At 51.0% G+C, this 23,593-nt stretch carries 25 protein-coding genes and 3 pseudogenes; 15 read left to right on the top strand and 13 right to left on the bottom strand.

All coding sequences use genetic code 11. The features are described 5' to 3' along the window. From CPH65_RS24370 to CPH65_RS23615, 10 genes are all read left to right on the top strand, one after another. Nucleotides 1-223: hypothetical protein (locus CPH65_RS24370; protein WP_210201010.1), on the top strand; the 223-nt coding region annotated here is incomplete at its 5' end. 967 nt (nucleotides 224-1,190) lie between these two features. Beyond that, on the top strand, nucleotides 1,191-1,625 hold the full coding sequence (locus CPH65_RS24895; protein ID WP_096176133.1) for an ATP-binding cassette domain-containing protein: 435 nt from the start codon (nucleotides 1,191-1,193) through the stop codon (nucleotides 1,623-1,625). Beyond that, nucleotides 1,594-1,791 (top strand): hypothetical protein, encoded by a 198-nt coding sequence (locus tag CPH65_RS24890; RefSeq protein ID WP_157747876.1) that lies wholly within the window; start codon nucleotides 1,594-1,596, stop codon nucleotides 1,789-1,791. The genes CPH65_RS24895 and CPH65_RS24890 overlap by 32 nt, the downstream gene beginning before the upstream one ends. A gap of 273 nt (nucleotides 1,792-2,064) precedes the next feature. Continuing rightward, nucleotides 2,065-2,595 carry a hypothetical protein gene (locus tag CPH65_RS23645; protein WP_096176132.1) on the top strand — a complete coding sequence of 177 codons (531 nt, stop codon included), beginning with the start codon at nucleotides 2,065-2,067 and terminating at the stop codon, nucleotides 2,593-2,595. Then, the gene (locus CPH65_RS23640) at nucleotides 2,517-3,119 is read left to right on the top strand and encodes a hypothetical protein (RefSeq protein WP_172891574.1); all 603 of its coding nucleotides are present in this window, start codon (nucleotides 2,517-2,519) and stop codon (nucleotides 3,117-3,119) included. Before CPH65_RS23645 ends, CPH65_RS23640 begins: the two co-directional genes overlap by 79 nt. A gap of 173 nt (nucleotides 3,120-3,292) precedes the next feature. Continuing rightward, entirely contained in the window at nucleotides 3,293-4,165 is an 873-nt protein-coding gene (locus CPH65_RS23635) for a rhamnan synthesis F family protein (RefSeq protein ID WP_157747597.1), read from the top strand. Next, nucleotides 4,162-5,799, top strand: coding sequence for a lipopolysaccharide assembly protein LapB (locus CPH65_RS23630; protein ID WP_096173297.1), 1,638 nt, complete (start codon nucleotides 4,162-4,164; stop codon nucleotides 5,797-5,799). Before CPH65_RS23635 ends, CPH65_RS23630 begins: the two co-directional genes overlap by 4 nt. Nucleotides 5,800-5,827: 28 nt before the next feature. After that, nucleotides 5,828-7,198: a hypothetical protein gene (locus tag CPH65_RS23625; RefSeq protein WP_157747875.1), complete on the top strand. Its 1,371-nt coding sequence runs from the start codon at nucleotides 5,828-5,830 to the stop codon at nucleotides 7,196-7,198. Nucleotides 7,199-7,380: 182 nt separating this feature from the next. Next, nucleotides 7,381-7,596, top strand: a complete 216-nt coding sequence (locus CPH65_RS23620) for a DUF1153 domain-containing protein (RefSeq protein ID WP_096173299.1) — start codon at nucleotides 7,381-7,383, stop codon at nucleotides 7,594-7,596. A gap of 38 nt (nucleotides 7,597-7,634) precedes the next feature. Continuing rightward, nucleotides 7,635-8,186 (top strand): winged helix-turn-helix domain-containing protein, encoded by a 552-nt coding sequence (locus CPH65_RS23615; protein WP_157747456.1) that lies wholly within the window; start codon nucleotides 7,635-7,637, stop codon nucleotides 8,184-8,186. Between the two features lie 111 nt (nucleotides 8,187-8,297). Here CPH65_RS23615 and CPH65_RS23610 read toward each other — a convergent pair whose 3' ends face one another. After that, entirely contained in the window at nucleotides 8,298-9,521 is a 1,224-nt protein-coding gene (locus CPH65_RS23610) for an IS256 family transposase (protein ID WP_096171576.1), read from the bottom strand. Between the two features lie 134 nt (nucleotides 9,522-9,655). Beyond that, nucleotides 9,656-10,207: a winged helix-turn-helix domain-containing protein gene (locus CPH65_RS23605; RefSeq protein WP_157747456.1), complete on the bottom strand. Its 552-nt coding sequence runs from the start codon at nucleotides 10,205-10,207 to the stop codon at nucleotides 9,656-9,658. A gap of 95 nt (nucleotides 10,208-10,302) precedes the next feature. On the opposite strand from CPH65_RS23605, the gene istB (CPH65_RS23600) reads away from it, so the two are divergent. Further along, nucleotides 10,303-11,061 (top strand): IS21-like element helper ATPase IstB, encoded by a 759-nt coding sequence (istB, locus tag CPH65_RS23600; protein WP_096176129.1) that lies wholly within the window; start codon nucleotides 10,303-10,305, stop codon nucleotides 11,059-11,061. A gap of 59 nt (nucleotides 11,062-11,120) precedes the next feature. Continuing rightward, nucleotides 11,121-12,356, top strand: coding sequence for an IS256 family transposase (locus CPH65_RS23595; protein WP_096176128.1), 1,236 nt, complete (start codon nucleotides 11,121-11,123; stop codon nucleotides 12,354-12,356). Here CPH65_RS23595 and istA (CPH65_RS23590) read toward each other — a convergent pair. Continuing rightward, nucleotides 12,262-13,077, bottom strand: coding sequence for an IS21 family transposase (istA, locus tag CPH65_RS23590; RefSeq protein ID WP_157747874.1), 816 nt, complete (start codon nucleotides 13,075-13,077; stop codon nucleotides 12,262-12,264). The two genes, CPH65_RS23595 and istA (CPH65_RS23590), sit on opposite strands and share 95 nt — an antisense overlap. A gap of 224 nt (nucleotides 13,078-13,301) precedes the next feature. On the opposite strand from istA (CPH65_RS23590), the gene CPH65_RS25110 reads away from it, so the two are divergent. Beyond that, nucleotides 13,302-13,472 (top strand): integrase core domain-containing protein, encoded by a 171-nt coding sequence (locus tag CPH65_RS25110; RefSeq protein ID WP_197703916.1) that lies wholly within the window; start codon nucleotides 13,302-13,304, stop codon nucleotides 13,470-13,472. On the opposite strand, the gene CPH65_RS23580 is transcribed toward CPH65_RS25110, so the two are convergent. After that, on the bottom strand, nucleotides 13,456-14,544 hold the full coding sequence (locus CPH65_RS23580) for a transposase (protein ID WP_244574487.1): 1,089 nt from the start codon (nucleotides 14,542-14,544) through the stop codon (nucleotides 13,456-13,458). The genes CPH65_RS25110 and CPH65_RS23580 overlap by 17 nt on opposite strands. Nucleotides 14,545-14,674: 130 nt before the next feature. On the opposite strand from CPH65_RS23580, the pseudogene CPH65_RS24790 reads away from it, so the two are divergent. Continuing rightward, nucleotides 14,675-14,857, top strand: a pseudogene (locus CPH65_RS24790) (IS630 family transposase); the annotation flags it as partial. Nucleotides 14,858-15,140: 283 nt separating this feature from the next. Here the strand turns inward: CPH65_RS24790 and CPH65_RS23575 are convergent. Then, nucleotides 15,141-15,433, bottom strand: a pseudogene (locus CPH65_RS23575) (transposase); the annotation flags it as partial. Nucleotides 15,434-15,541: 108 nt separating this feature from the next. Here CPH65_RS23575 and CPH65_RS23570 point away from each other — a divergent pair. After that, on the top strand, nucleotides 15,542-16,774 hold the full coding sequence (locus CPH65_RS23570; protein WP_096176125.1) for an O-antigen ligase family protein: 1,233 nt from the start codon (nucleotides 15,542-15,544) through the stop codon (nucleotides 16,772-16,774). A 45-nt stretch (nucleotides 16,775-16,819) separates the two neighbouring features. On the opposite strand, the gene CPH65_RS24365 is transcribed toward CPH65_RS23570, so the two are convergent. The 8 genes and pseudogenes from CPH65_RS24365 to CPH65_RS23540 all read right to left on the bottom strand — a co-directional run bounded on the left by CPH65_RS24365 (nucleotide 16,820) and on the right by CPH65_RS23540 (nucleotide 23,571). Beyond that, entirely contained in the window at nucleotides 16,820-17,245 is a 426-nt protein-coding gene (locus tag CPH65_RS24365) for an integrase core domain-containing protein (RefSeq protein ID WP_244574676.1), read from the bottom strand. Continuing rightward, nucleotides 17,223-17,894, bottom strand: a complete 672-nt coding sequence (locus CPH65_RS24785) for a transposase (RefSeq protein ID WP_244574486.1) — start codon at nucleotides 17,892-17,894, stop codon at nucleotides 17,223-17,225. The genes CPH65_RS24365 and CPH65_RS24785 overlap by 23 nt, the downstream gene beginning before the upstream one ends. A 107-nt stretch (nucleotides 17,895-18,001) precedes the next feature. Beyond that, the gene (gene istB / locus CPH65_RS23560; RefSeq protein ID WP_096171761.1) at nucleotides 18,002-18,784 is read right to left on the bottom strand and encodes an IS21-like element helper ATPase IstB; all 783 of its coding nucleotides are present in this window, start codon (nucleotides 18,782-18,784) and stop codon (nucleotides 18,002-18,004) included. Nucleotides 18,785-18,813: 29 nt separating this feature from the next. Next, nucleotides 18,814-20,367, bottom strand: a complete 1,554-nt coding sequence (istA, locus tag CPH65_RS23555; RefSeq protein ID WP_096171585.1) for an IS21 family transposase — start codon at nucleotides 20,365-20,367, stop codon at nucleotides 18,814-18,816. A 180-nt stretch (nucleotides 20,368-20,547) separates the two neighbouring features. After that, nucleotides 20,548-21,075: pseudogene (locus tag CPH65_RS23550) on the bottom strand (IS66 family transposase zinc-finger binding domain-containing protein); the annotation flags it as partial. Nucleotides 21,076-21,212: 137 nt separating this feature from the next. Then, nucleotides 21,213-21,722, bottom strand: a complete 510-nt coding sequence (locus CPH65_RS24780; protein WP_157747873.1) for an IS630 family transposase — start codon at nucleotides 21,720-21,722, stop codon at nucleotides 21,213-21,215. 89 nt (nucleotides 21,723-21,811) lie between these two features. Beyond that, nucleotides 21,812-22,042, bottom strand: a complete 231-nt coding sequence (locus CPH65_RS24775; protein WP_244574485.1) for a winged helix-turn-helix domain-containing protein — start codon at nucleotides 22,040-22,042, stop codon at nucleotides 21,812-21,814. Between the two features lie 353 nt (nucleotides 22,043-22,395). Further along, complete coding sequence (locus tag CPH65_RS23540) at nucleotides 22,396-23,571, bottom strand: acetyl-CoA C-acetyltransferase (RefSeq protein ID WP_096176124.1); 1,176 nt, start codon at nucleotides 23,569-23,571, stop codon at nucleotides 22,396-22,398. Nucleotides 23,572-23,593 lie beyond the last annotated feature (22 nt).

Genomic DNA, 23,593 nt, shown 5'->3' with positions numbered 1-23,593 from the left:
GGATGCCGTCGAATGCGAGAAATTCAAGGCGATACATGAAGCCCTTGGGGGGCGTTTCTTCTACCGAGCCAAGGCCAAGTACTGGCAAACAGAGCACAAGAATCTCGGATCGAGACTTTGCAACGCCCAGCTTGAGATTGAGCGTTTAAATGATACCCACGCTCCTGCAGTCCAAATGGGTCAGCCTAGCTGGACTAGACGTCTGATAGACAAAATCACTTAGCACTTTTGGTGACAGGAACTGGTTAGCGGATAGTCAAATGAAAAGTATTTCTAATATTGGATCAAACATATTCCGGTTGGCCGTGTTTGAGATACGCAAGCGCTCTCTAAATACGTTCATTGGCGTGATGTGGAGCGTCGCTGCGCCGTTGATGCAGATGTTGATCATCTGGTTCGTGATGGAGTTCGTGTTCAAAAAGCACCCAACCGCATAAGTTTTTGTGGCTGGTCAGCGGCATTGGGACGTGGATAGTAATTTCGGCTTCAATTACTAAAACTTGCAACAGTCTTGTCGGTCGGCGGGCCCTTATTCAGCACAACAATGTTGACTTCAAAGGGCTTATTATGGCTGATATCTTAGGGGAGCTGTTTTTGTTGCTTCCTTTTTTTGGTTTGGCCATAGTAGGCTTGCTGGCTTCGGGGACAGTAAGTCTCAGCCTTCTTCTTATTCCGTATATGCTTGTTGTGCTTGTATCATTCATATATGGCCTCGGCTTGGTATTAGCAGTGCTAACTCCCTTCTTGCGGACATTCCCTATCTTGTTGGATTGGCACTTCAGGTTTTGTTCTGGTTGACCCCTATTGCATATGCAAAATCGATGATCGACGACAGGGTGCGCCTGATTATAGAGCTTAATCCGCTCACCTATTACGTCCAACTATCACAGAAGATCTTTCTAGGCGATCTATTCACAATGGTGGATTTGGTCTTGCCTGCTGTTCTCTCGCTAGCATTCGTTGTTGTTGGCACTTTCGTGTACAACGCCTTTGCGAGAAAAGTTGTTATCTATCTTTGATCTGTCCGCAAGAGTGCAGAAATACTGACAAATTGGGATTGCATGTGGAAGAAAATTTAACAGTAGAAATTTCAAATGTTGAACTCTCCGTTTCGGTTGGTAGCCGGCCAAGCTCACTGAAGAGTCTTCTGGTGAATCGTAAACATCCAACCGTTCGCAAGTTGATATTGAATGCCGCATTTTATCGCGCGGGAGGGGGATCGCATTTGTGTAATTGGTAAAAACGGCAATGGTAAAACCACTTTTATGAAGGTGCTTGCGGGCATTTTCACCCCAACCCGAGGACAGGTTTGGACGCGCAGTAAACCAACGGCGGTTCTTGCCGCTGGTATCGGAATGGAAGACGAGTTGACAGTTGAGGAAAACATCGATGTCTCGCTTCTCTTGCGGAATCTTACTTCTGGTCAAATCCGCGAACTCAAAAGGGGAATTTTGGAATTTTGCGAATTGACAACAGATGCCAATAAACAATTCAAGCACCTCTCTACTGGTTACAGGAGCCGGCTCGCGTTCGCGACCGCGATATGCGAGACTCCACGTATATTATTGCTGGATGAAGTGCTCGGAGGTGGCGATGAGTTTTTCATTGAAAAAGGCGAATTCTAAGTTACATGAAACCATTGCGGTGTCTCAAACCGCATTTATCGCGACGCACGGACCTGACGAGTTCGATGGTGTTTGCAATCGCGTACTTGTCATAGAGGAAGGCCGCATTACCTTTGACGGGGAATTTTCAAAAGGTGTAGATTTCTACCGCAAGAGCAATTCTTGATTTGCGCTAGGCTACACAAGAGAACAGAAAATGGCAATATCGGTTCTAATTTGTGGTTTGGTTCGTGAACAGAATCGGCTCACAAAGAAAGCTTACGCACTACGTTAATTGGCGTAATTCAGGTTACGTAGATAAGATAGTCTACGCCACTTGGATTGGAGAAGTTGATCGGTATAATGGGCTACGCCGCTCGTTGGAAGAGGCCGGTGTTCTGATCGTGGAGGTAAGAAGAGCCCCGGCTTATCTTGAAATGGTGGGCATCAACTCCATCAGATGCTGGCTTATTACTACGGCCTGAGTGTGATCGACGATGGACAATTCGTTCTTAAGACACGTGTGGATCTTGCAGATAACACCGATGATATGATCCATGAATTCGTCAATGGCACTACTGAAGCTGATGATTTCATGGGAGTTGGCATTGGCAATCGAATATTAATTGAAAATAGCCAAATGTTATTTCCCTTTCTAAACGGAGATGCGCAATTTTTTGGACGCAAGCGTGATTTGCAAAAGATGGTTAACTTGTCGGCTGAAATGGAACTTGTTTACAACAGGCTTGCTGTGGAGCAGACATTTTCTTTGAGGCCTTTCAAAGAAAGTAAAGTGTTTCAGGAGCACTTCTACTGGAATCTTCCACATATTAGCGAAATCGCGAATGAGCGCTCCGAGCAGGTTCTATATATTTTGAACAACAAACAGATTGCGCGAGCTATCAAGGGTTGGTGGTTGGTTCTCGACGCCTATTCAAGGTGGGGTGGGGGCCGGAACGTGATTTTTCCGGTAGCCCGTTTCGCTCCATAGAAGAAGCAATCGAGCACAATGGAAGTGACAAGTTTCTCGGAACAGAAAAGAGCGATGTAATTGCGCATGATTCCTTTGTCAAAGAACTAATTAAGGTACTTCCGTCAGACGAGATAGCTGCGCTCAAAAAAGACCTTGCAGTGAGTTCCTCTGGACGCCCGCTCGAAGTGTCTTCGGATGTCTATGATTGTTATGAGGAATTCCGGAAGAAATTCAGCGGGCTCCCAGAAGCAAAATCTAGCAAGGTTGACAACTTTCCAGTGTCTATTTCCGGTGCACCACAGCACTTTTTTGTTAAAGACGGGATCGATAGTGCGACGACACGTTACCATGAGCAGATCACGCACCTAAGACGCGAAAACGACTACTTGAAAAAGCAGTTGAATATTACGCTGACGCCTAGCTCATTGCATCGTTGGATCAGCAGAGTGCTTTCTCCCAGATTGGTACTTTTCCTGCGCTATCGCTTTCCGCGCCTAACGTCTTTCTATGTACGCTATTTCATGCGTAAACAGGCAAAATAATGGTAAGAATAGAACTTCAGAATTACCTCGAACTCGTTCAATTGAAGACTGAATTGTTTAGAACCCAGGCGAAATTGGAGTGGACGCGAAATTTTCCGTTTCGGTCATTTGTTCGTGCCCAATTGCTTCCTATATTACCGCGACTTCAAGAATACAGGCTATACCGGCTGGCAATGCGTATTGAGGCTCAGAAGCCAACAGAATCTCAGATATCTCCAAGTGATATTATAGTTTCTCAATCCACTGAAGACGAACGTATATATTCTGTGGATGTGCCGGCCTATTTAGACGGTTCGTGCGGCGGTAAGGACGAATTTGCGCGGCTTTCTGAAAATTTTAAAGTTGCAGCTCGACGGCCTCATCTGTTAATAATACATGGATTCTATGAAGAAGAAGCAAAAATTATATTTGAAAAAGCAAAGAATTTGCGCGATACAGACGTTGTATTGACAACGCCGAATGAAAATATTTGCAATTACTTCATTTCTCACGTTCCTTGTGCAATTGCCTGTTTTGTTGTTCCCAATGTTGGTCGTGACATTTTTCCTTTTTTGCTTGCTTTACGCAACCTGGATATAGACCATTATAAAACGTTCATCAAACTTCATACGAAGCGTTCTCTCCATGTTGCAGATGCTGGTGCCTGGTTTCTCGTAAATCTTCTGTCGTTCATCGGTAGCAACGAGGTAACGAAACAGCTTTATGAATTGGCTGATCAGAATGTTACTTCGCTGTACGGATTAGAAACGTTCAAGATTACAGATCACTATATAAATAACCAACCTTGGCTTTCGTGGCTCATAGGATCTGATTACAGCTCAAGCGACGTAAAGTTCATACCCGGTAGTATGTTTTTAGGAACTGGCTTTTTTTTGAGATCAGTTGCGAGCCGAGAATTGTGGCGTTATCGCTTTGATGGTGAGAATGGGCAGCTTGATGGGACGCTTGCACATGCCATGGAGCGTTACTTTGGCGTTATAGCAGAAGAGGGTGGCGGCTCTTGTGAAACATTAATGGAGCTGATTGCGGCTAAGGATGAACGATGAAAAGAACAATCCTTCTAAATGGGGCAATTCGAGATGTTGAAGAGTTTGTTCTGATTGCTGATTCGATACTGCATAAAAGAGAGCAAGTCGACGCGGACATTTCCGTTGTTATTTCGACATGGCACGAAGACATCGCAGCCAATACCGAAATTTTTAGGTGGCTTGCCAGCGAAGGTGCTGCAATTATAGGCTCTCCAAACATTCAAGAGGGTGGCCCTGCGAACATATACCGGCAATGGAGGACCCTGAATGCGGGGCTTAACGCCTGTGACGATGATGCTCTGATATTGAAGGGGCGTACGGATAAATTTCTGCTGCGCAAGGATGTTCTAAGCGCATTTATAAGCAGAGAATTCAACGAAGAGCCTTATCAGAGGATGATATCGGAAAACCGGTTGGCTGTCGAACATCTTTCGTTGAGCTTGCCGTTTATGGCCAAAGATATGATCTATCTCGGCGGCATGAAGGCACTTAGAAATGTTACCCATTTTTCGCTTAGAACACGCTATGTCGCCGACCACATATTTAACGGAATTGGTCCCGAATGCTTCTTATGGCTGGAGTATGCGCGAAGCGATTCAAATCTTCTTCGTCTGGTCGAGAAACTCGATTTTCGTCAGATTTCGGTCCACATGCTGCAATACGGCAGTGTATTCGACTATAAGTTTGATGAAGTCCCTCCACATATAGGATATCTGTACAAGCGTTGGGTTGAGACATTTGATAAGGAATTCCTCTTTTTGAGCGATGTTTTAAAATGCGGCTTCGCTCCGTCGTGGCTGGTTGACGAAGGCAGCTGGCGTTATCTGATTGGTGATCGGCCGGAATACGAAAAGCTCAAAAATGCTCTTAAAGCAATACCACCGATGATCGAAAATCCAATACCGAGCACTTCGTATTTGAACTCGGCTTCGGCACATCGCTTTGAAGACGCGGAAATAGTGGCTCCTCAGTATCCATTTCCTCTGCAAATTGAACAAATCCGCAACAGCAACAAGCGGGAATACTCCGATATTGTACTGTTGCGCCAATCGATCATAAAGGAAGAGATCGAAAAGGACGAACCTAATGAGGCTCGTCTGAGGAAAGCACTTTACTGGAATATAAGACAGCGCGACAGGGGAACCTTGGAACAATCCTACCTCTGGCTTATGGAGGGCAAGCCTCAAAAGCGCTATATGAGCACTGCTGACCAGATTTTTGTATTGGAGCGAATGATAGACTTTTTTACGTTCCAGCAAGATTTTGACAATATAGGCAAGACAATTGACAATTTTTTGCCCCTCATCAAAAAGGATCCCAAGCTTACGGTCAGATTGGGTGAGCACTATTTCAGAAACGACAAGAAATACAAAGCTCTTTATTGGTTTCTACGCGCTTATATGCATAACAAGACAGATTTAGGGGTCGCACATGGACTAGGCTGCACTCTTCTTGATTTACGCTTCCCCAAACTAGCAATCTATTTTCTGGAAAAAGCCCATAAAATAAGCCCTAATGACCAGACGGCTGCATTTACGCTTTTGCGTGCATATCACGCCACCGGGAAACAGCAGGAAGCCATGAAAATACTCGATATATTGAGTAACAATTTGCGGCTGGAAGCGGAAAGGATTCTAAATGTTCGCGACTAGGAAACAAAGGCAAAGGCGACACGAGCAGTTGGCTCAAGCACATTGTTTATCGCCGATGTTCGACCGGCCACTCGTTGAGTTCAAGAACGAAATCGACCGCCTAAAATCTGGCACAAATAGAATAATAAACTTCGACGAAGATTTTTACTGCAATGCATATCCTGATATAAAAAAAGCCGTCGAACGCGGTGAATTTGAATGCGGCTATATGCATTACTTGCTATTTGGTCAGCATGAAGTTCGCGTCACCAGCACGATCGATTTCAGAAAACGGTTTGGAATAGCGCCAAGTTACCCCTCAACCAGCTCTCTATTTTATCCTATAAATGCTCATGCTCCACGTCACTACGAAACAAACCTCATGAGGCTGCCGCAGCCCGACAAACGTGAACTGACGATTTTTATTCCCTATTTAGATGCCTCCCTTTTCTATGCAGGTTACTCAATCTTTTTCAAAGACATCGCAAAAATCTTCGGCGATTTTGAAAAAATCAACGTCCTTGTACTGGAGAGTGCGCGCAATCCTGAATTGCTTACAGAATTTGGGAGCCAGCTGAATATACTTCATTATCGGGAAGCTTTGAAGATAACCCACGCCCCCACAATGGCAATTTGTTTCGACACGGAGACATTTTTCATGGCACTGGAAATGTTGGGGGGGGATGCATCAAAAATAGTCTACTACTGTCAAGATTATGAAGCAGGATTTTTTCCATTCGGAACCCAGTATATAAGGTGCGAGAAGGCACTTCTAAAATCAGAAAACATAATTATTTCAACGCCTTTTTTGCGAGATTTTCTTGAAAGGCAGGGGCTTCTCAACGCAAAGCGCATATATGTTAAATCCCCTGAGATATCTCCATTTCCAGTGAAAATGGAGAAATCAAAAAAGATATTTTGCTATTTTCGCCCGGAGTTTTTCAATTCCAGAAATCTTCCAGAAATCATTTTGGAGGCAATTAATGCTTTTTCAGCAAGACACAATGGATATGAATTCTATCTAGTAGGTACGGTTGAAGTGTCTTATTCCTTTGAGGCAAATGGTTCTAAAGTATATGTACTAAACAAACTTCCAAAAGATGAGTATATAAATTTGATCGGGAGCTGCGATGCCGTTGTTTCAATGATTTATTCTGCACACCCAGGCGTTATTGCTTGGCAATCCGCCGCCTCCGGTATTCCAACCGTGACAAATTGTTTTTTACAGCGTGACAAAGACACTATAGAAAAAATCTCCAAGAACATCGTAGTTTATGATCCTTATCGCGATGAACTTGCGGATAAAATGGAATTGGCGTTGCAAATGGATAAGGGGGATGCCGATTTTAATCGAGAATTTTACGAAAATAAAGAGCCTAAAGATATTCGATCGTTCTTGTTGGACATTACTTCGGAGTAATCCTCCTCACGAATAAGGAACTTCAAAAGTCTATAAGACATAACAATATGTTGCCGAGCGTCGGAACATAACCTTGATGTTTGCAATTGTGACCTATGTTTCTGAACTGGCGATAGCAGCCTTCCAGTCCTTTGTATTGACCCATTGAAATTCTGCTCATGCTATAGGTAAGGAAAATAGTGATGAGTACGACTATGGACGATAAGATCAAACGCTGGACAGCGAAGCGGAAATCGGCATTGGTTATTGAGATCATTCAGGGCAAGACGACGGTATCAGAAGCAAGCCGCTCTTTTGATCTGTCGCCCTCCGAGATTGAGGGATGGGTTGAAGACGCCAAGCGAGGGTTGGAGAATAGCCTGCGTGCCAATCCCCTCGACATTATACCAAGGGCGTGAAGTTCTGACTCTTTAGGGATTCCATTTTTAGCACTGGCGTGATTCAACATGGCAAAGGAGATTTTGCCATGTCTGCCGCTTTGATTCTTAGCGATGCTTTTGACGCCGATAGTTTGCGCCGTCTTGCCAAAGGATGCCGCAATGCCAAACAGAGCCGCCGCCTACTGGCCATTGCGGCTGTCTATGACGGCATGAACCGTGCTGATGCCGCCAAAGTCGGCGGTATGGACCGCCAGACTTTGCGAGATTGGGTTCTTCGCTTCAATGAGCAAGGCACCGATGGTCTTGTCGACATCAAAGCAACCGGCGCTCCCATGCGCTTGAGCCCAGAACAGCTCGAAGAGTTTGTTGCTATCGTTGAAACCGGTCCTGATCCTGAGAAGGACGGCGTCTCTGTCTGGCGTAGCCAGGATCTGGTGCGTGTGATCCAAGAGCGGTTTGGGGTCTCCTACAAGGAACGTGGAGTACGGGATCTTTTGCGCCGCATGGGGTATGTGCGCATATCTGGTCGACCTCAACATCCAGAACAAAAGCCTGAAGTCATTGATGCTTTCAAAAAAACTTCTCCGCAACGTTGGCAGCGCATGTAGGCCATTTGCCAAAGAACAAGCCCATCGAGATTTGGTGGCAAGATGAGGCTAGGCTTGGTCAGAAGAATGGACTGGCGGGACTATGCAGAATTTTGTGCCCTGGCGCTTTGATTACGCCATTTGGAAACGATCTTCGAACATTATTGCGAACTGGCTTTTCACTGAGTGCCATTCGCGCACGGAGCGTTTCCATTCCACAGAAGTAGCATTCAGGGCGAGATAAATCAATTTCGCAGCTGCCTCGTCACTGGGGAAATGCCCGCGGGAGCGAACGGCCCGGCGGATTTTCGAGTTCAGTGCTTCAATGGCGTTCGTGGTGTAGATCAGCCTGCGCACTTGGGGCGGATAGTCAAGGAACGGGATCACCTCGTTCCAAGTCCGGCGCCAACTCGGCGCGATTGCCGGGTATTTGGCGGCAAGGTCGCTGTTTTCGAACTCCGCCAGCGCAGTCTCCGCGGCTGCTGCGTCCACAGCGGTGTAGACAGCCTTAAGAGCCGCTGCGACGGCCTTGCGATCCTTGTAGCTGGCAAAGCTCATGGAATGGCGCAGCAGATGCACGATACAGGTCTGGACCTGGGTCTGAGGAAAGGCTGCCTCGATGGCCTGGGGGAAGCCCTTCAGACCGTCCACGACGGCGATGAGAATGTCCTGAACGCCACGGTTGCGCAGATCGCTGAGAACTTTAGCCCAGAACTTGGCACCCTCATTGGCCTGGAACCAAAGCCCCAGAACGTCGCGGGTGCCGTCCGGGAGAACAGCCAGGGCCACAAAAACCGCCTTGTTCAGAACCACGCCGTCGGTGCGGATCTTGACCCGGATCGCGTCCATGAACACAATCGGATAACACGGTTCCAGCGGGCGGTTCTGCCAGGCGGTCACTTCCTCCATCACGGCATCGGTGATCGCCGAAATCAGGCTCGGGGACGCCTCTATACCATAGATATCCTCGATATGCCCCTGGATCTCGCGGGTCGTCATCCCGCGCGCGTACATGCTGATGATCTTGGTGTCGAACTCGGGAAAGCGGCGCTGATACTTGGCGATCAGCAGAGGATCAAAGCTGCCGTTGCGGTCACGGGGAATGTCGAGAATGACCTTCCCGCTGTCGGTGGTCACCGTCTTCTGGCTGCGGCCATTGCGACGATTTGGCGCCTGGTTCGCGCCTTCAGGCGGCGCATCGGCGCGTTCTTCGGTCAGATGCTCGTCCAGTTCGGCGCTCAGGGCTCGTTCGGCCAGCGCCTTGGTCAGTTCTTGCAGAATCCCGTCCTCTCCGAACAGATCGCCCGCTTTGCGGCCTTCCATCAGATGATCCAAAAGGGCTTTGTCGATGCTCATACGTGGGTCTCCTCATATTAGAGTTACCACGCCAGGGCACAAAATTCTCCATAGTCGGGCCAGTCCATTCTTCTGACCAAGCCTAGCCTCATCTTGCCACCAAATCTCGATGGGCTTGTTCTTTGGCAAATGGCCTACATGCGCTGCCAACGTTGCGGAGAAGTTTTTTTGAAAGCATCAATGACTTCAGGCTTTTGTTCTGGATGTTGAGGTCGACCAGATATGCGCACATACCCCATGCGGCGCAAAAGATCCCGTACTCCACGTTCCTTGTAGGAGACCCCAAACCGCTCTTGGATCACACGCACCAGATCCTGGCTACGCCAGACAGAGACGCCGTCCTTCTCAGGATCAGGACCGGTTTCAACGATAGCAACAAACTCTTCGAGCTGTTCTGGGCTCAAGCGCATGGGAGCGCCGGTTGCTTTGATGTCGACAAGACCATCGGTGCCTTGCTCATTGAAGCGAAGAACCCAATCTCGCAAAGTCTGGCGGTCCATACCGCCGACTTTGGCGGCATCAGCACGGTTCATGCCGTCATAGACAGCCGCAATGGCCAGTAGGCGGCGGCTCTGTTTGGCATTGCGGCATCCTTTGGCAAGACGGCGCAAACTATCGGCGTCAAAAGCATCGCTAAGAATCAAAGCGGCAGACATGGCAAAATCTCCTTTGCCATGTTGAATCACGCCAGTGCTAAAAATGGAATCCCTAAAGAGTCAGAACTTCACGCCCTTGGTATCAATATCCGTGGTGCAGATTACTTCCATTGAAAGGACAGGATATGCTGACACATCCAACCCTGGAGCAGCTCAATAGCCTCAAGCTCGACGGCATGGCAGAGGCCTTCACCGAGCTAGCCAGCCAAGACGGAACGGTCGATCTCACCCACGCCGAATGGTTGGGGCTACTCATCGACAGAGAAGCTGCCAGCCGCGAGACCAAGCGGTTCGAGAGCCGAATGCGAACCGCCCGTCTGCGCCATGTCGGAGCCGCCCCAGAAGATGTCGACTACAAAACCAGACGTGGGCTGGACAAGGCGCTGTTCCAGCAACTGCTGACAGGTAAATGGATACGGGACAAACGGAACTTGATGATCACCGGCTCATGTGGCGTCGGTAAAACCTGGTTAGCCTGTGCGCTCGCTCAGGCCGCTTGTCGAAGTGGTGTCACCGTGCTTTACAAACGTGTGCCACGTCTGTTTGGCGAATTGGAGATGGCCCATGCAGACGGGCGCTTCCCGCGCCTCTTTCGAAGCCTTGCCAAAACCCAACTCCTGATCCTCGACGACTGGGGACCCGACCGTCTGAATGCAAACCAGAGACGGGACCTCATGGAAATCGTCGAAGACCGATATGGTGCAGGGTCAATCCTGATCACCAGCCAATTGCCACTGAAAACCTGGCACGAGGTTATCGGCGAACCTACCTTCGCCGATGCAATCCTCGATCGGCTCGTGCACAACGCATATCGCCTCGAACTCGAAGGCCAGTCCTTCCGAAAAACCCATGTCAAAACGGGTGACGAAAACAACAAAAGCTGATACCTAAATCTTCAGGCCTCAAGACGGCACGCCAAAGGTGGCCGGATACTCCGGATTAGGTGGCCGGATGTTATCGGAATGGCCGGCCGGATGCTCCGGAATGCGCAGAAGGCCGCAAAGCGGGCGATCTGTTCGGAGAGGACGGGATTCTGCAAGAACTGACCAAGGCGCTGGCCGAACGAGCCCTGAGCGCCGAACTGGACGAGCATCTGACCGAAGAACGCGCCGATGCGCCGCCTGAAGGCGCGAACCAGGCGCCAAATCGTCGCAATGGCCGCAGCCAGAAGACGGTGACCACCGACAGCGGGAAGGTCATTCTCGACATTCCCCGTGACCGCAACGGCAGCTTTGATCCTCTGCTGATCGCCAAGTATCAGCGCCGCTTTCCCGAGTTCGACACCAAGATCATCAGCATGTACGCGCGCGGGATGACGACCCGCGAGATCCAGGGGCATATCGAGGATATCTATGGTATAGAGGCGTCCCCGAGCCTGATTTCGGCGATCACCGATGCCGTGATGGAGGAAGTGACCGCCTGGCAGAACCGCCCGCTGGAACCGTGTTATCCGATTGTGTTCATGGACGCGATCCGGGTCAAGATCCGCACCGACGGCGTGGTTCTGAACAAGGCGGTTTTTGTGGCCCTGGCTGTTCTCCCGGACGGCACCCGCGACGTTCTGGGGCTTTGGTTCCAGGCCAATGAGGGTGCCAAGTTCTGGGCTAAAGTTCTCAGCGATCTGCGCAACCGTGGCGTTCAGGACATTCTCATCGCCGTCGTGGACGGTCTGAAGGGCTTCCCCCAGGCCATCGAGGCAGCCTTTCCTCAGACCCAGGTCCAGACCTGTATCGTGCATCTGCTGCGCCATTCCATGAGCTTTGCCAGCTACAAGGATCGCAAGGCCGTCGCAGCGGCTCTTAAGGCTGTCTACACCGCTGTGGACGCAGCAGCCGCGGAGACTGCGCTGGCGGAGTTCGAAAACAGCGACCTTGCCGCCAAATACCCGGCAATCGCGCCGAGTTGGCGCCGGACTTGGAACGAGGTGATCCCGTTCCTTGACTATCCGCCCCAAGTGCGCAGGCTGATCTACACCACGAACGCCATTGAAGCACTGAACTCGAAAATCCGCCGGGCCGTTCGCTCCCGCGGGCATTTCCCCAGTGACGAGGCAGCTGCGAAATTGATTTATCTCGCCCTGAATGCTACTTCTGTGGAATGGAAACGCTCCGTGCGCGAATGGCACTCAGTGAAAAGCCAGTTCGCAATAATGTTCGAAGATCGTTTCCAAATGGCGTAATCAAAGCGCCAGGGCACAAAATTCTCCATAGTCCCGTGCGGTTGATCGCCGGGTCATGGAAACAGGCCTTGATCACAGCTGACTTCAGATTATCTGAGACAATCATCGCAGGCACACCGCCGAAGAAATCGAAGGCCCGCACATGGCTCGATATCCAATCCGGCAGGCTCTGGGTCCAACTGGCCTCCACATAGGTGTAGTTCGGCGCCCCAAGCGTGGCCACAAAGATCTGAGCTGTGCGCACTTCACCGGTCTGAGGACAGATCACATCCACGGTCTGGCCCGCATAATCGACAAACAACCGTTCACCAGCGGGGTGACGCTGGCGCATTACCGGCGAAAGCTTGCCTTCCCACGCTGAATAGCGGGCACAATATTGGCTGTAACCATAGCCGTCAGGATGAACCTCGCGATATTCCTGCCACAACAGAGCCAGCGTCACACCTTTGCGGCGCAGCTCGGCATGCATATGAGCCCAGTCCGGCTGCGGTACCGCGCGAGAGGACGCCCCAGGTTGGGATGGGTAAAGAAGAAGTTCCAGATCACTGTCAGACAAATCAACCGGCAGAGGCCATGCCAAACCAGCCAAATCCGCGCGACGGAAATAGTCCGATATCGTTGCTCGTCCTATCGAAAGGCTTTGCGCCACTCGGCGTCCTGACAAGCCTTCTGCCCGAAGCCGAAGGGCTTCCCGGATCTTGCGCATTGGTAATCTCTTCATGGGGCTTTCTCACGCTCCAAAAGAACACAAGATAGCCGGTGAGTGATTACCTCAAAACGGTCGGCAAATCCCCTTCACAAGGGGGGCCGAATGCTCCGGAATCAATGGCCGGATCAAATCGGAATGGGTGGCCGGATGCTGTCGGAATCAGTGGCCGGATAAGACCGGAATGCGCAATTATGGTCTCAAACAGGAGTTCATAACTCCGCATTGCCCGCAACAGAATGGAATGGTCGAACGTGTTATCAGAACAATGCATTCACAGACACCGCTTCGAAACCATTAAACATGCAAATCGGGTTATAAGCGATTGGATTGCCTTTTACAATAATTACCGCCCGCACCAAGCACTCGCCATGCGGACACCCGCTGAGGCATTCAAATTAGCAGCATAAACTGTGCAGATTCCGATGGGTCAATACAACCCTTCGAACGATCAAAATTGTAGGCGAGATTGGCCAGTGTCAGTTTTGTTTCAGCCCGAGCAAGCCCGATCGTTCGGATGAACAGGCCGTAGCGGTTCTTCTGATGAGCAAAGACATGTTCGACTCGGGCGCGGATTGAGGACTTCTTCGCATTTGCACGCGATGTTACGAGCGGCATGGGCTTGCCTGCTGGCTTGCGTCGATGGATCTGGCTTGTCAGCATGTTGCTGGCCAGCCATTTCTCATTGCTCTGAGAACGATAGGCACTGTCAGCCCAGACATCGGAAGCCGTGTTGTCCTTGCGCAAAACATGCCTTAACTGACGTCCGTCAGCATCAGCGGCCGATGTCACTGTGCTGCCCCTTATGAAGCCGAATTTGCGATCAATGCTGATATGGTTCTTGTAGCCAAATACTGGAAGGGCAATCTGAGGCAATGGCGTTCCGTCTGGCCGATAGCGCACTTTTCCGCCAACCTTCAGTGTCCAGCGGGCGTTGGTATCCTTTTGCGCGGCCTTGTTAGGCTGGTCTGGCCAAATCTCTTTGGCAGGCTTGCCTGCCTTGACCGCTTCCTTCTCACCATCCGTGTTGCGTTGCTTGGGAGCGGGAACCAGCGTGGCATCCACAATCTGGCCTGACATTGGGATGTAACCCTTCTTGTGCAATTGCCAATCAAAGGTTTTCATGACACGCCTCAGGGTGCCTGTTTCCGTCATGCGATTGCGGAAGTGTCGGATGGTATTCTCGTCGGGAGTGGCGCCGCCAAGTTCAAAGTTCAGGAACCGCATCCAGGATAGCCGATCACGGATCATGAATTCCATCTTGGCATCGGACAAATTGTGCTGAGCCTGCAGGATCAGAATTTTGAACATGGACACAGGATCAAACGGAGGGCGACCAACCTTGGACCCATCACCGTAACCGAGACCTTCAACAAGCCAGCCACGGAAATATTCAAAGTCGATCGTGACTTCGAGAACCTCGAGAGGATCACCGTGCTTGCTCAGACGTTCAAATTGCGAGCGGTTTTTGCGGGTCTCCAAGTGCAACACGCTTAAGCAAAGCAAATTTTGGCGTCTTTTCCAAGGTCTTGCAGCAGCGCCTGGAATGGGGTTTTGAATCCGAGGCTTTCGCGGAAAACTTCGGTGTTGCGTTTGAAATGTGAATCCACCGTCTCCTGAATTGAGCCCGGTCGAGAATATATGGCAGTTCATGCGGAAAAACCGGCTTTTCAACCGGATCTTCTCATCCTACGAGGAAATCCTCGCGATATGTTGCGAAGCCTGGAACAAACTCGTCGGTCAACCTTGGATAATTATGTCCATCGAATTGCGAGAATGGGCATATCGGTTCTGAATTCTGCTCGATGGTATTACCTATTATAATGCAGAGCGCCCACATTCTAGACATGGCATCTTGACCCCGAATGAGGCATATGACACCATACTAACCATCAAAAAATCGCAGCCTGATGTGAAACAATGAGCCACCTTAAAATGGCTGCAACATGATCCAAACTCTAGGACCACCTCTCACTTCGCGATGGAATCCACCATCCCGAGGCATATGATGCTCCATCATCTCATCAAAGGCGGTTGAATTACAACCTATTAATATCCCTCAACTACTTTTAAATCCGGCTCTTGTGAACCCAGCAGCGTTGCTGTCGGGTCGTCGGAAAGATCTCTTCCAGTGCCGCCCAAAATCCCATGGCATCATCTCCGGTGGCCAGTTTCGGCGGATTGAGACCGCGGTCTTTGAGAGCCAGCAGAACCTCTCGCCAGCTCTGGGTGGATTCCCGAACACCATCGTCGATAGCCAGAAAATGGCTTCAGCACGGCAGTTTACACCGATCACGACCAGAGCGCAGAGCCGGTCATCAGTGCCACGCAGTCCGCTGTAGATGCCGTCAGCCCAGATGCAGACGTTGGGTTAACACTTCAAGAGCGACACCCGGCGCCTAATTTTTCCTTGAGTAAATATCCTCTGCCTGCTAAATGGTTTCCCTAGAGTTTTTAGAATTATTGGTCTATATTAAGAATGTATTCAGTACCACCAAACTTCCTAGTTTCAAAGTACTTTGAATTTTTGTTCGCAATATGGATGTTTTCACTCTGCATCTTCACCCTTTTGGGCAATGCTGCTTCTGATATCTGGCTAACTGGGACAGTGGTGATTTTTCTTGCCGTCTGTCTGGCAGAGAGGAATTGGGGTTGGATGCGCATGCGCTGGGTTCAGATTGCTGCAGTTTTCTGGGTTTGGATTTTAATAGCGTCGCTGCTTTCTCAATGGCCGCAAAATGTTCTAAAAGACCCGCTGGTCTGGATTCGCTTTCCCCTGTTCGCTGTGGCTCTACCGTTTCTGCTCAACCGCTATCCAGATGCCCGAAAGATATTGTTGGTGTCTCTTTTAGCGGGTCTAACCATTCTCTTCGCAGTTCTGATTTCGGAAAAGATCAAAAATCCCGATGCACAACGACTTTATGGAACTTGGGGCAGGGACCTAAACCCTAAATCAGGTTGGCTCGTTGTGGGGTTTGGCTTACCGGTCGCTCTTTGGGCGCTAAGCAAGTTCTATTCTCAGCCAAAAGCTATGATTTGGGCCATTCCATTAATCGCGTTGATCACCTCGGCTGCGGTACTAACCGGCGAAATCTATGTCACCCTTTCTCTTATCCTTGGCATCGCTCTGTTTCTGTTGACGTGTAGGATGAATGTGAAGCTCTTTGCTAGTGTCGTGGCCGCTGTATCCGCTATGGCTGGCTTTGTTCTATGGATGTTCCCTGTGCTGTCCAATCGTTTCGAGCTTGCTCTGACAGCTCGGTTGCCGTGGCTTTCCAGTAGCGACTATTATATGCCTTGGATGAGCGGAATTGAAACGGCCAAACTCAATCCGTTGATTGGGGTCGGGCCTAGAGGGTTTGGTTCCTATTGCAACCAGAGCCCTGAGTTGCAGGTCCTGTTTGACGCAGGATGCTATCATCACCCGCATCAGCTCTATATTCAGATCGCCGCCGAGACAGGCTTGATTGGTTTGGGCTTGTTCTTGCTGCTGTTTGTCACCTTGCTTGCGCATATCCTTCAGGCCAGAAACTGGCGCGCACTGCCGAGCAATGTGACAGCCGCACTATGTTTAGTGATCACCGCACTCTGGCCCATTTCTACATATTCCAATGCCTTTGGCCAGCATAAAAACTTCTTCACTTGGCTTATCATAGCCTTTGCACTAGCGCTTGCTTCCCCAAACAACAAAGAACGACAAAATCAAGGCTAGCGGATTGTACGAAGCTCTGTATTGACCTACCGGAATCTGCACAGATTATGCTGCTAATTTGAAAGCCTCAGCCGGAGTTAGCATCGCGAGCGCCTGATGTGGCCGTTGGTTGTTGTAAAAAAAGATCCAGTCGGCAATAACGCGATTGGCGTGCTGGATGGTTTCGAAGCGGTGTCTGTGAATGCACTGCTCCTTCATCGTTCGGATCACACGCTCCACCATTCCATTTTGCTGCGGGCAATGAGGCGTGATAAACTCCTGTTTGAGCCCGTAGCTTTTGACGATTGCGGTGAAGTGCCGACTGGTAAAAACCAAACCATTGTCCGAGCGGAGAAGGAATTCCCGATCGACACGACCAAGTGTTCCAAATCGACTGATCAGAGCATGCTCTAGGGCTGCTGTAGCCGTCGTCGCCTTGCCTGTTCGTGAGAGATGCCAACCGAGGAGTTCACGGGTATGGCAATCGATCACCAATGCCAACGATGCCCAACCATCTTTTCCGGTCCAGACACGTGCCAAGTCTGTCGACCCATTGCCCGGCAGGCAATTGCGAAGCAAATGCCGAGAGGAGGCGCTCATTAGGCGCAGTGGCAACTGACGGTACCGCCTCGATCCGGGGACGCATTCCAACAGCCCTCTTACGAACCTGCCATCCCTTGATCTGGACGATCCTCTGAACGGTATTTTTGTTGAATCCTAAGAGCCAGGCAACCGTTCGATAGCCGAAGGACGGCTCCTTCTCGATCATGGCTTTGATCGGCTCAGCAAACCGGGGATCGACTTTGGGGGCCGATTTGGTTGGCCGGTAATACACGGTCCTGCGAGGAACGCCAAACCATGCGCAGAGCTTGGCAATCGGTGCACGCAATTCAAGCATGGCCTCGCCATAGGCTTCCTGAAGATCCTTCAATTGCTTCTCATATTGGGCGTGAATGTCGAGGGGATTGGCACGCAGGCTATTCTCCAACCCTCGCTTGGCATCTTCAACCCATCCCTCAATCTCGGAGGGCGACAGATCAAAAGAGCGGCTTGCTTCTGATACCGTTGTCTTGCCCTGAATGATCTCAATAACCAATGCCGATTTCCGCTTCGCTGTCCAGCGTTTGATCTTATCGTCCATGGTCGTACTCATCGCTATTTTTCTTACCTATTGCGGATTTCAGAAATACCGGACAGCGATTTCAGTAATTCGCGAACAGCTGAGTAATGGCTGATCCTTTACCTGGTTCAGGTTTGTGGATTGATGGTTTTCTGTTCTGTTTGTTGGGTCAAGTTCTGATTTTCTTCTGATCGCCTCATACTTTCCCCTTTGAGCTCTATTCGGTGCGCATTGTGAATAATTTGATCAAGGATGGCATCGGCAATTGTCGGCTCGCCGATCATCTCGTGCCATGCCGAAACGGGAAGTTGAGCCGTGATGATGGTTGATTTGCGTTGGTATCTTTCCTCGAAGAGCTCGAGCAGATCGAGGCGCTGCTGGTCTGTGAGCGAATGGGTTCTCCAGTCATCCAGGATGAGCAACTGGACGCGAGCAAGTTTGTCGACCAGCCTTGGAAAGCGCCCATCGAGACGGGCCATGGCCATGTCCTCAAACAGGCGGGGCATTCTGACATAAAAGACGGAATAGTCGAGCCTGGCGGATTGGCGTCCGAAGGCGCAGGCGAGCCATGTTTTGCCGGTTCCGGTTTGCCCTGTGAGAATGATTTGTTCATGAGCCTTAATCCAGTCTCCTTGAGCGAGAGAAAGGATTTTGCTCTGATCAAGGCCACGATTGGCAGCGAAGCTGATGTCTTCGATGCATGCATCAGGAAAGCGCATTTTTGCATTGCGCAGCCTGTTGGCAAAACGCTTGTCGGCTCGGGATGCTACTTCCTGGTCGAGCATAAGGCCAAGCCATTCATTCCGATCTAGGGATTGCCCAGGATCTTGTTCATTCAGGCTCTTCCAAGCTTGTGCCATTCCGGTCATGCCGAGTGCGGCCATTTGGTTCAATGTCGGGTGTGTCAGCATTCTTTCTCTCCTGTTTTGATGTTTGTTGATTACTGGTAGTAGGTTGCGCCTCGGATATTGTCGTGGCTCGGTGCTGGAGGGGCGGGTTCCTGGTGCGCGGGTGCCTTGTCGAGACCGGATACCAGGATGGATTGAACGGATTTGTATCTGACCGTCTCGCATGTCAGAGCCCTTTGACAGGCTGCTTCCAGTCTGTCTGTTCCGAACCGGCGTTGTAGGCTCACCCCCCCCAGTGCCGAGCGGAAACCCTGCTCGGGGTGTGGCCGATCTCGCATCAGGCGTTCCACCAACAGGGCGGTGTGATATCCAATGCGGGCAGCCTGAGCGACGAGGGTTTGAGGCGTCATGCCTGCGTGACGCTGGTGGGCCTTGGGCATATGCTGTGTAATCGTGGAATGGCCACCCCGATCCCGCCTGCGCTGATGAACTGCAACCCGCTCATGATTGCAAAATATCTCGACAACACGATGGGTTAGCCGGACATCAACCTGCCGTCCGATTAGCTTGTGAGGGACGGAATAGAAACCTCGTAAAATCTCGACATGATAGTCGAGATGCACCTTGGCCCGTTTCCATTCGGCATATTCAAATGGAGTGTCGGGCAACAGACGCAGGGCAGGCCGTTCAATCTCTTCAAACAGTTCCTTGCGGGATCTTCCGATCCGCCGCATTTGCTTGTTGTTGAGCACCACCAGCAATTCCGCGATGGTATTGTTCAACGCTTCAATCGAGAAGAATTGCTGATTGCGCAGCCGGGCCAGGATCCAACGTTCGACAATCAGAACCGCTCCTTCCACCTTTGCCTTGTCGCGCGGCTTACGTGGTCGTGTCGGCAAAATGGTCGTGTCGTAATGGGTTGCCATGGCTTCAAAGGTGGCAGTTAGCGATGGCTCGAACCACAATGGTGTGGCCACGGCGGCCTTGAGATTGTCGCAAATGATGGCCTTGGTAACGCCGCCGAAAAACTTCAGTGACCGAACTTGCGCATCAATCCAGTCCGGCAGCTTCTGGCTTCGAGAGGCCCAGGCAAATGTGTAGTTCGAGGCTCCGAGGACTGCGACGAAAATCTGGGCCTGATATGCCTCTCCGGTCGCAGGATCAAAAACCGGAATAGTGTGGCCGGCATAATCGGTCTGAATGGCCGCACCCGCTTCATGCCGGTTGCGAAAACGGGGATTGGCCCGGCACTCGAATTCCCTGAAACGAGTGCAGAACCAAGTATAGCCGTAACCTTCGGGATGGACCGCCCTATATTCCTCCCAGAGCAAGGTCAGGGTCACACCCTTGCGCTTCAATTCCGTCGCAATATGGCGCCAATCAGGTTCTGCATCGTCACGCGGTGGTCGACCTACATTCTGAAACAGGGCTGCCCGCAATTGCTCGTCATCATCGCGATCGGCTGGTATTGGCCAGCTGTTCAAGCCAGCGTCACGGGCTCGGTGAAGGTAGGTGGCAACGGTTGTCTTGCTCAGCTTCATTCGCGCAGAGACCTCTCGTGTAGAAAGCCCCGGATCATGCGTCAGCCGTAATATCTCTCGTATATCTTGCACAGTCGTGCGCCTCACTTGCTTGCGTCGGGGCATGCTCCCTCCTGATCTGTTCTTCGACCAAAAGAGTGCCCCAATTAGGCAGGTAAGGATCAACCAAAATTATGCCTTGAAAACTGTCCGGGTTTTTGTGAAATCGCTGTCCGGTATTTAATGAAACGACTGTCCGGGAATTACTGAAACCCGCAGGCAAATAGCATGAGCAAAATTTCAATGGGTCAATACACCTCCTTCAATCAGTCGTGCTGGAGCCTTGGCCTGAGCAACGCCGTCCGTACAGAATCTGCAGGCATATTTGGGGCGGCGGGTGACAATGACCCGGAATTGCGCTGGGATCACATCATGCCGTTCGGTCACATCCTCACCGATACAGTGCAACTCACCACCACAGGAGCAAACCAGATTGTCTGGTTCGATCACCTCTTCGATGCGCGGCAAATGCTTTGGCAAGGCCCCGCGATTGGCAGACCGGCACTTCTTGCGTTTGCGCTCTATTGGGGAAGGGGCTGCCTCATCGGCGGCATGCACTACGGCAATGGCTGTTTCCAGATCCTCAAGGGCCAATTGGAACTGATCGGGATCAACCTTTTCTGACTTGCTGCCGAAGAGCGCCTGTTTGAAGGCCTTTACCAGCTTCTCCAGCTCAGCAATCCGCTCATCCTGACGGGCACCATGGGCTTTGCTGGCAATCACCAGCGCTTTCAAAGCATCAATATCATCGGGCAGATCGGCTTCGGTCAACATGACCCTGATTTAGCAGATTTCTGCCATCAAGACCCAAGGAATATCGAACCCGAATCACCCTGACGCACCTATTCCACACCCTGAGGTGCACGCACGTTCACGCCCCGAGCCCGACGCCAGCCTAAAGCGTGATGCGATTAATTGACCTCAGACCTGGCAGCTTTGAAGTCGTTCAGACACTCCTTGGCAGAATAGAGGTCACAAATGTCACCGATCGCGTCTGAGATTGCATCGAAGTTTCTGGCTGCTCGCTTGCGCAGCAGTGTCTTGAGTTTGGAATATGCCATTTCGATGGGATTGAGGTCCGGTGAATATGGCGGAAGAAACAGCAGCCATGCCCCCTTTGATCTGACGAGCTTGTCAGCTTTCTCACTTTTGTGGAAGGCGACATTATCGAGGATGACGATGTCGCCAGCTGACAGGGTCGGCAGTAGTTGAGTTTCAATCCAAGTTTCAAAGATACGTCGGTTCATCGGAGCATTGACGATCCAGGGCGCAACCATCCCACGGGATCTCAAACCAGCGATGAAGGCCTGGGATTTCCAATGACCAAAAGAAGCGTGGGCGCGATAGCGCTGTCCTTTTGGTGACCATCCAGACCGTTTGGTCAGCTTCGTGTTGGTTGATGTCTCATCGATAAAGATCAATCGGGACAGTGCCTTGTTGAAGAAAGACTGGCGCTGATTGATCCATACATACCGATCATGAGCAATGGCGGCCCGTAGCTGTTTAGTGGCTACCAGACTTTTTTATGGCTCAGGCCGAGCCTGTGAAGCAGGCGCCCAACGCTGGAGCGATGCACATGGACCCCGCGTTCAGCCAATTCCAGACAAAGCTCATCAAGCGTCAGATCGCCATTCTCAGACATGCGCCTTGTGATCCATTCATGATGCCCACCCAACTTGCCTTTGTCTGGTCGGCCTTGCTTGCGAGGCTGCACAGAACCCGTCTCTTTCTTGAGAAGCATCAGGTTATTGACAAACCGTGGTGAAACGCGGAAATGGGTGGCGGCCGCCCGATGAGAGTGACCGGCCTCAACAAATGAGCAACACGTTCGCGCAATGCAATAGGAAGTGATTTGCCCATGATGATCCCCTTTTCTCAAAGGGAATCACAATTGGCAAAAAATGGGAATCCTGAATCTCATTAACTGCGACACGCTTTAGGAAGATGCGAATAGCATGGCATGGCAACACTCCTGACGGTCTCGACAACCACCTCGATACCATATCGAGGCGAGAGTGTTGCAATTCACGGCGGAATTCAAGGGGCGGTCTGTGCGGCCGCCCTTTTTATGAATAGTCTTGCTGGCCAATATCGCTAGGCGCGTTCAATGCAAAGAGCAATGCCCATGCCGCCGCCGATGCAAAGGGTGGCGAGGCCCTTCTTGGCGTCACGGCGGCGCATTTCATGCAGCAAGGTGACCAGTATGCGGGCGCCGGAAGCACCAATCGGGTGGCCAAGGGCGATGGCACCGCCATTGACATTCACCTTGTCGGTGTCCCATGCCAGTTCCTTGTTGACCGCGATGGCTTGAGCGGCAAAGGCTTCGTTCGCTTCGACCAGATCGAGATCATCGATTGACCAACCCGCGCGTTCCAGCGCTTTGCGCGAAGCCTCAATCGGGCCAGTGCCCATGATTTTGGGATCAACACCTGCTGTTGCCCAGGCAACAACCTTGCCGAGCGGCTCAACGCCGCGGCGAGCCGCTTCCTCGCCAGACATCAGCAGTACGGCAGCCGCGCCATCATTGACACCAGAGGCATTGCCTGCGGTGACTGTGCCGTCCTTCTTGAAGGCAGGGCGGAGCTTGCCGAGTGATTCTGCCGTTGTATCGCCACGGATAAACTCGTCGCGGTCAATGACTTCCTCGCCACGGCGTTTTTTGACCGTGACCGGGACAATCTCCTTGGTGAAGCGCCCTTCCGATTGAGCCAAGGCAGCGCGCCGCTGGGATTCAGCTGCGAACGCGTCTTGCTCTTCGCGGCTTATGCCAAATTGCTCGGCAACGTTTTCAGCTGTGATCCCCATGTGATAGTCGTTGAAGGCATCCCAAAGACCATCCTTGATCATGGTGTCGGTCATGCTTGCGTTGCCCATCTTGGTGCCATTACGCAAATGCATCACATGGCCAGACAGGCTCATATTTTCTTGTCCACCAGCGATGACAACGGCAGCATCACCGCATTTGATGGATTGCATGCCAAGAGCCACAGCGCGCAGACCCGAACCACAGACCTGATTGATGGTCATGGCAGTGGATCCCTCAGGCAGTCCTGCGTTGAGGGCAGCCTGACGAGCGGGGTTTTGCCCCTGACCGGCCGTCAGCACCTGACCGAGCAGGACATCTGATACGTCTTGCGGCTTGAGGTTTGCTTCTTCAAGCAAGGCGCGGATCACGCTTCCTCCCAAGACATGGGCTGGAACTGAAGATAATCCGCCATTGAAATTGCCAACAGCGGTGCGGGCTGCTGCTGCGATGATGATCTCTGTCATCTCGAATGTCCTGTTCGTTCGT

The organism is Cohaesibacter sp. ES.047 (assembly GCF_900215505.1).
Classification (GTDB): domain Bacteria; phylum Pseudomonadota; class Alphaproteobacteria; order Rhizobiales; family Cohaesibacteraceae; genus Cohaesibacter.
The sequence above is the reverse complement of the archived record's forward strand: the minus strand, read 5'-3'. Positions and strand labels throughout refer to the sequence as shown.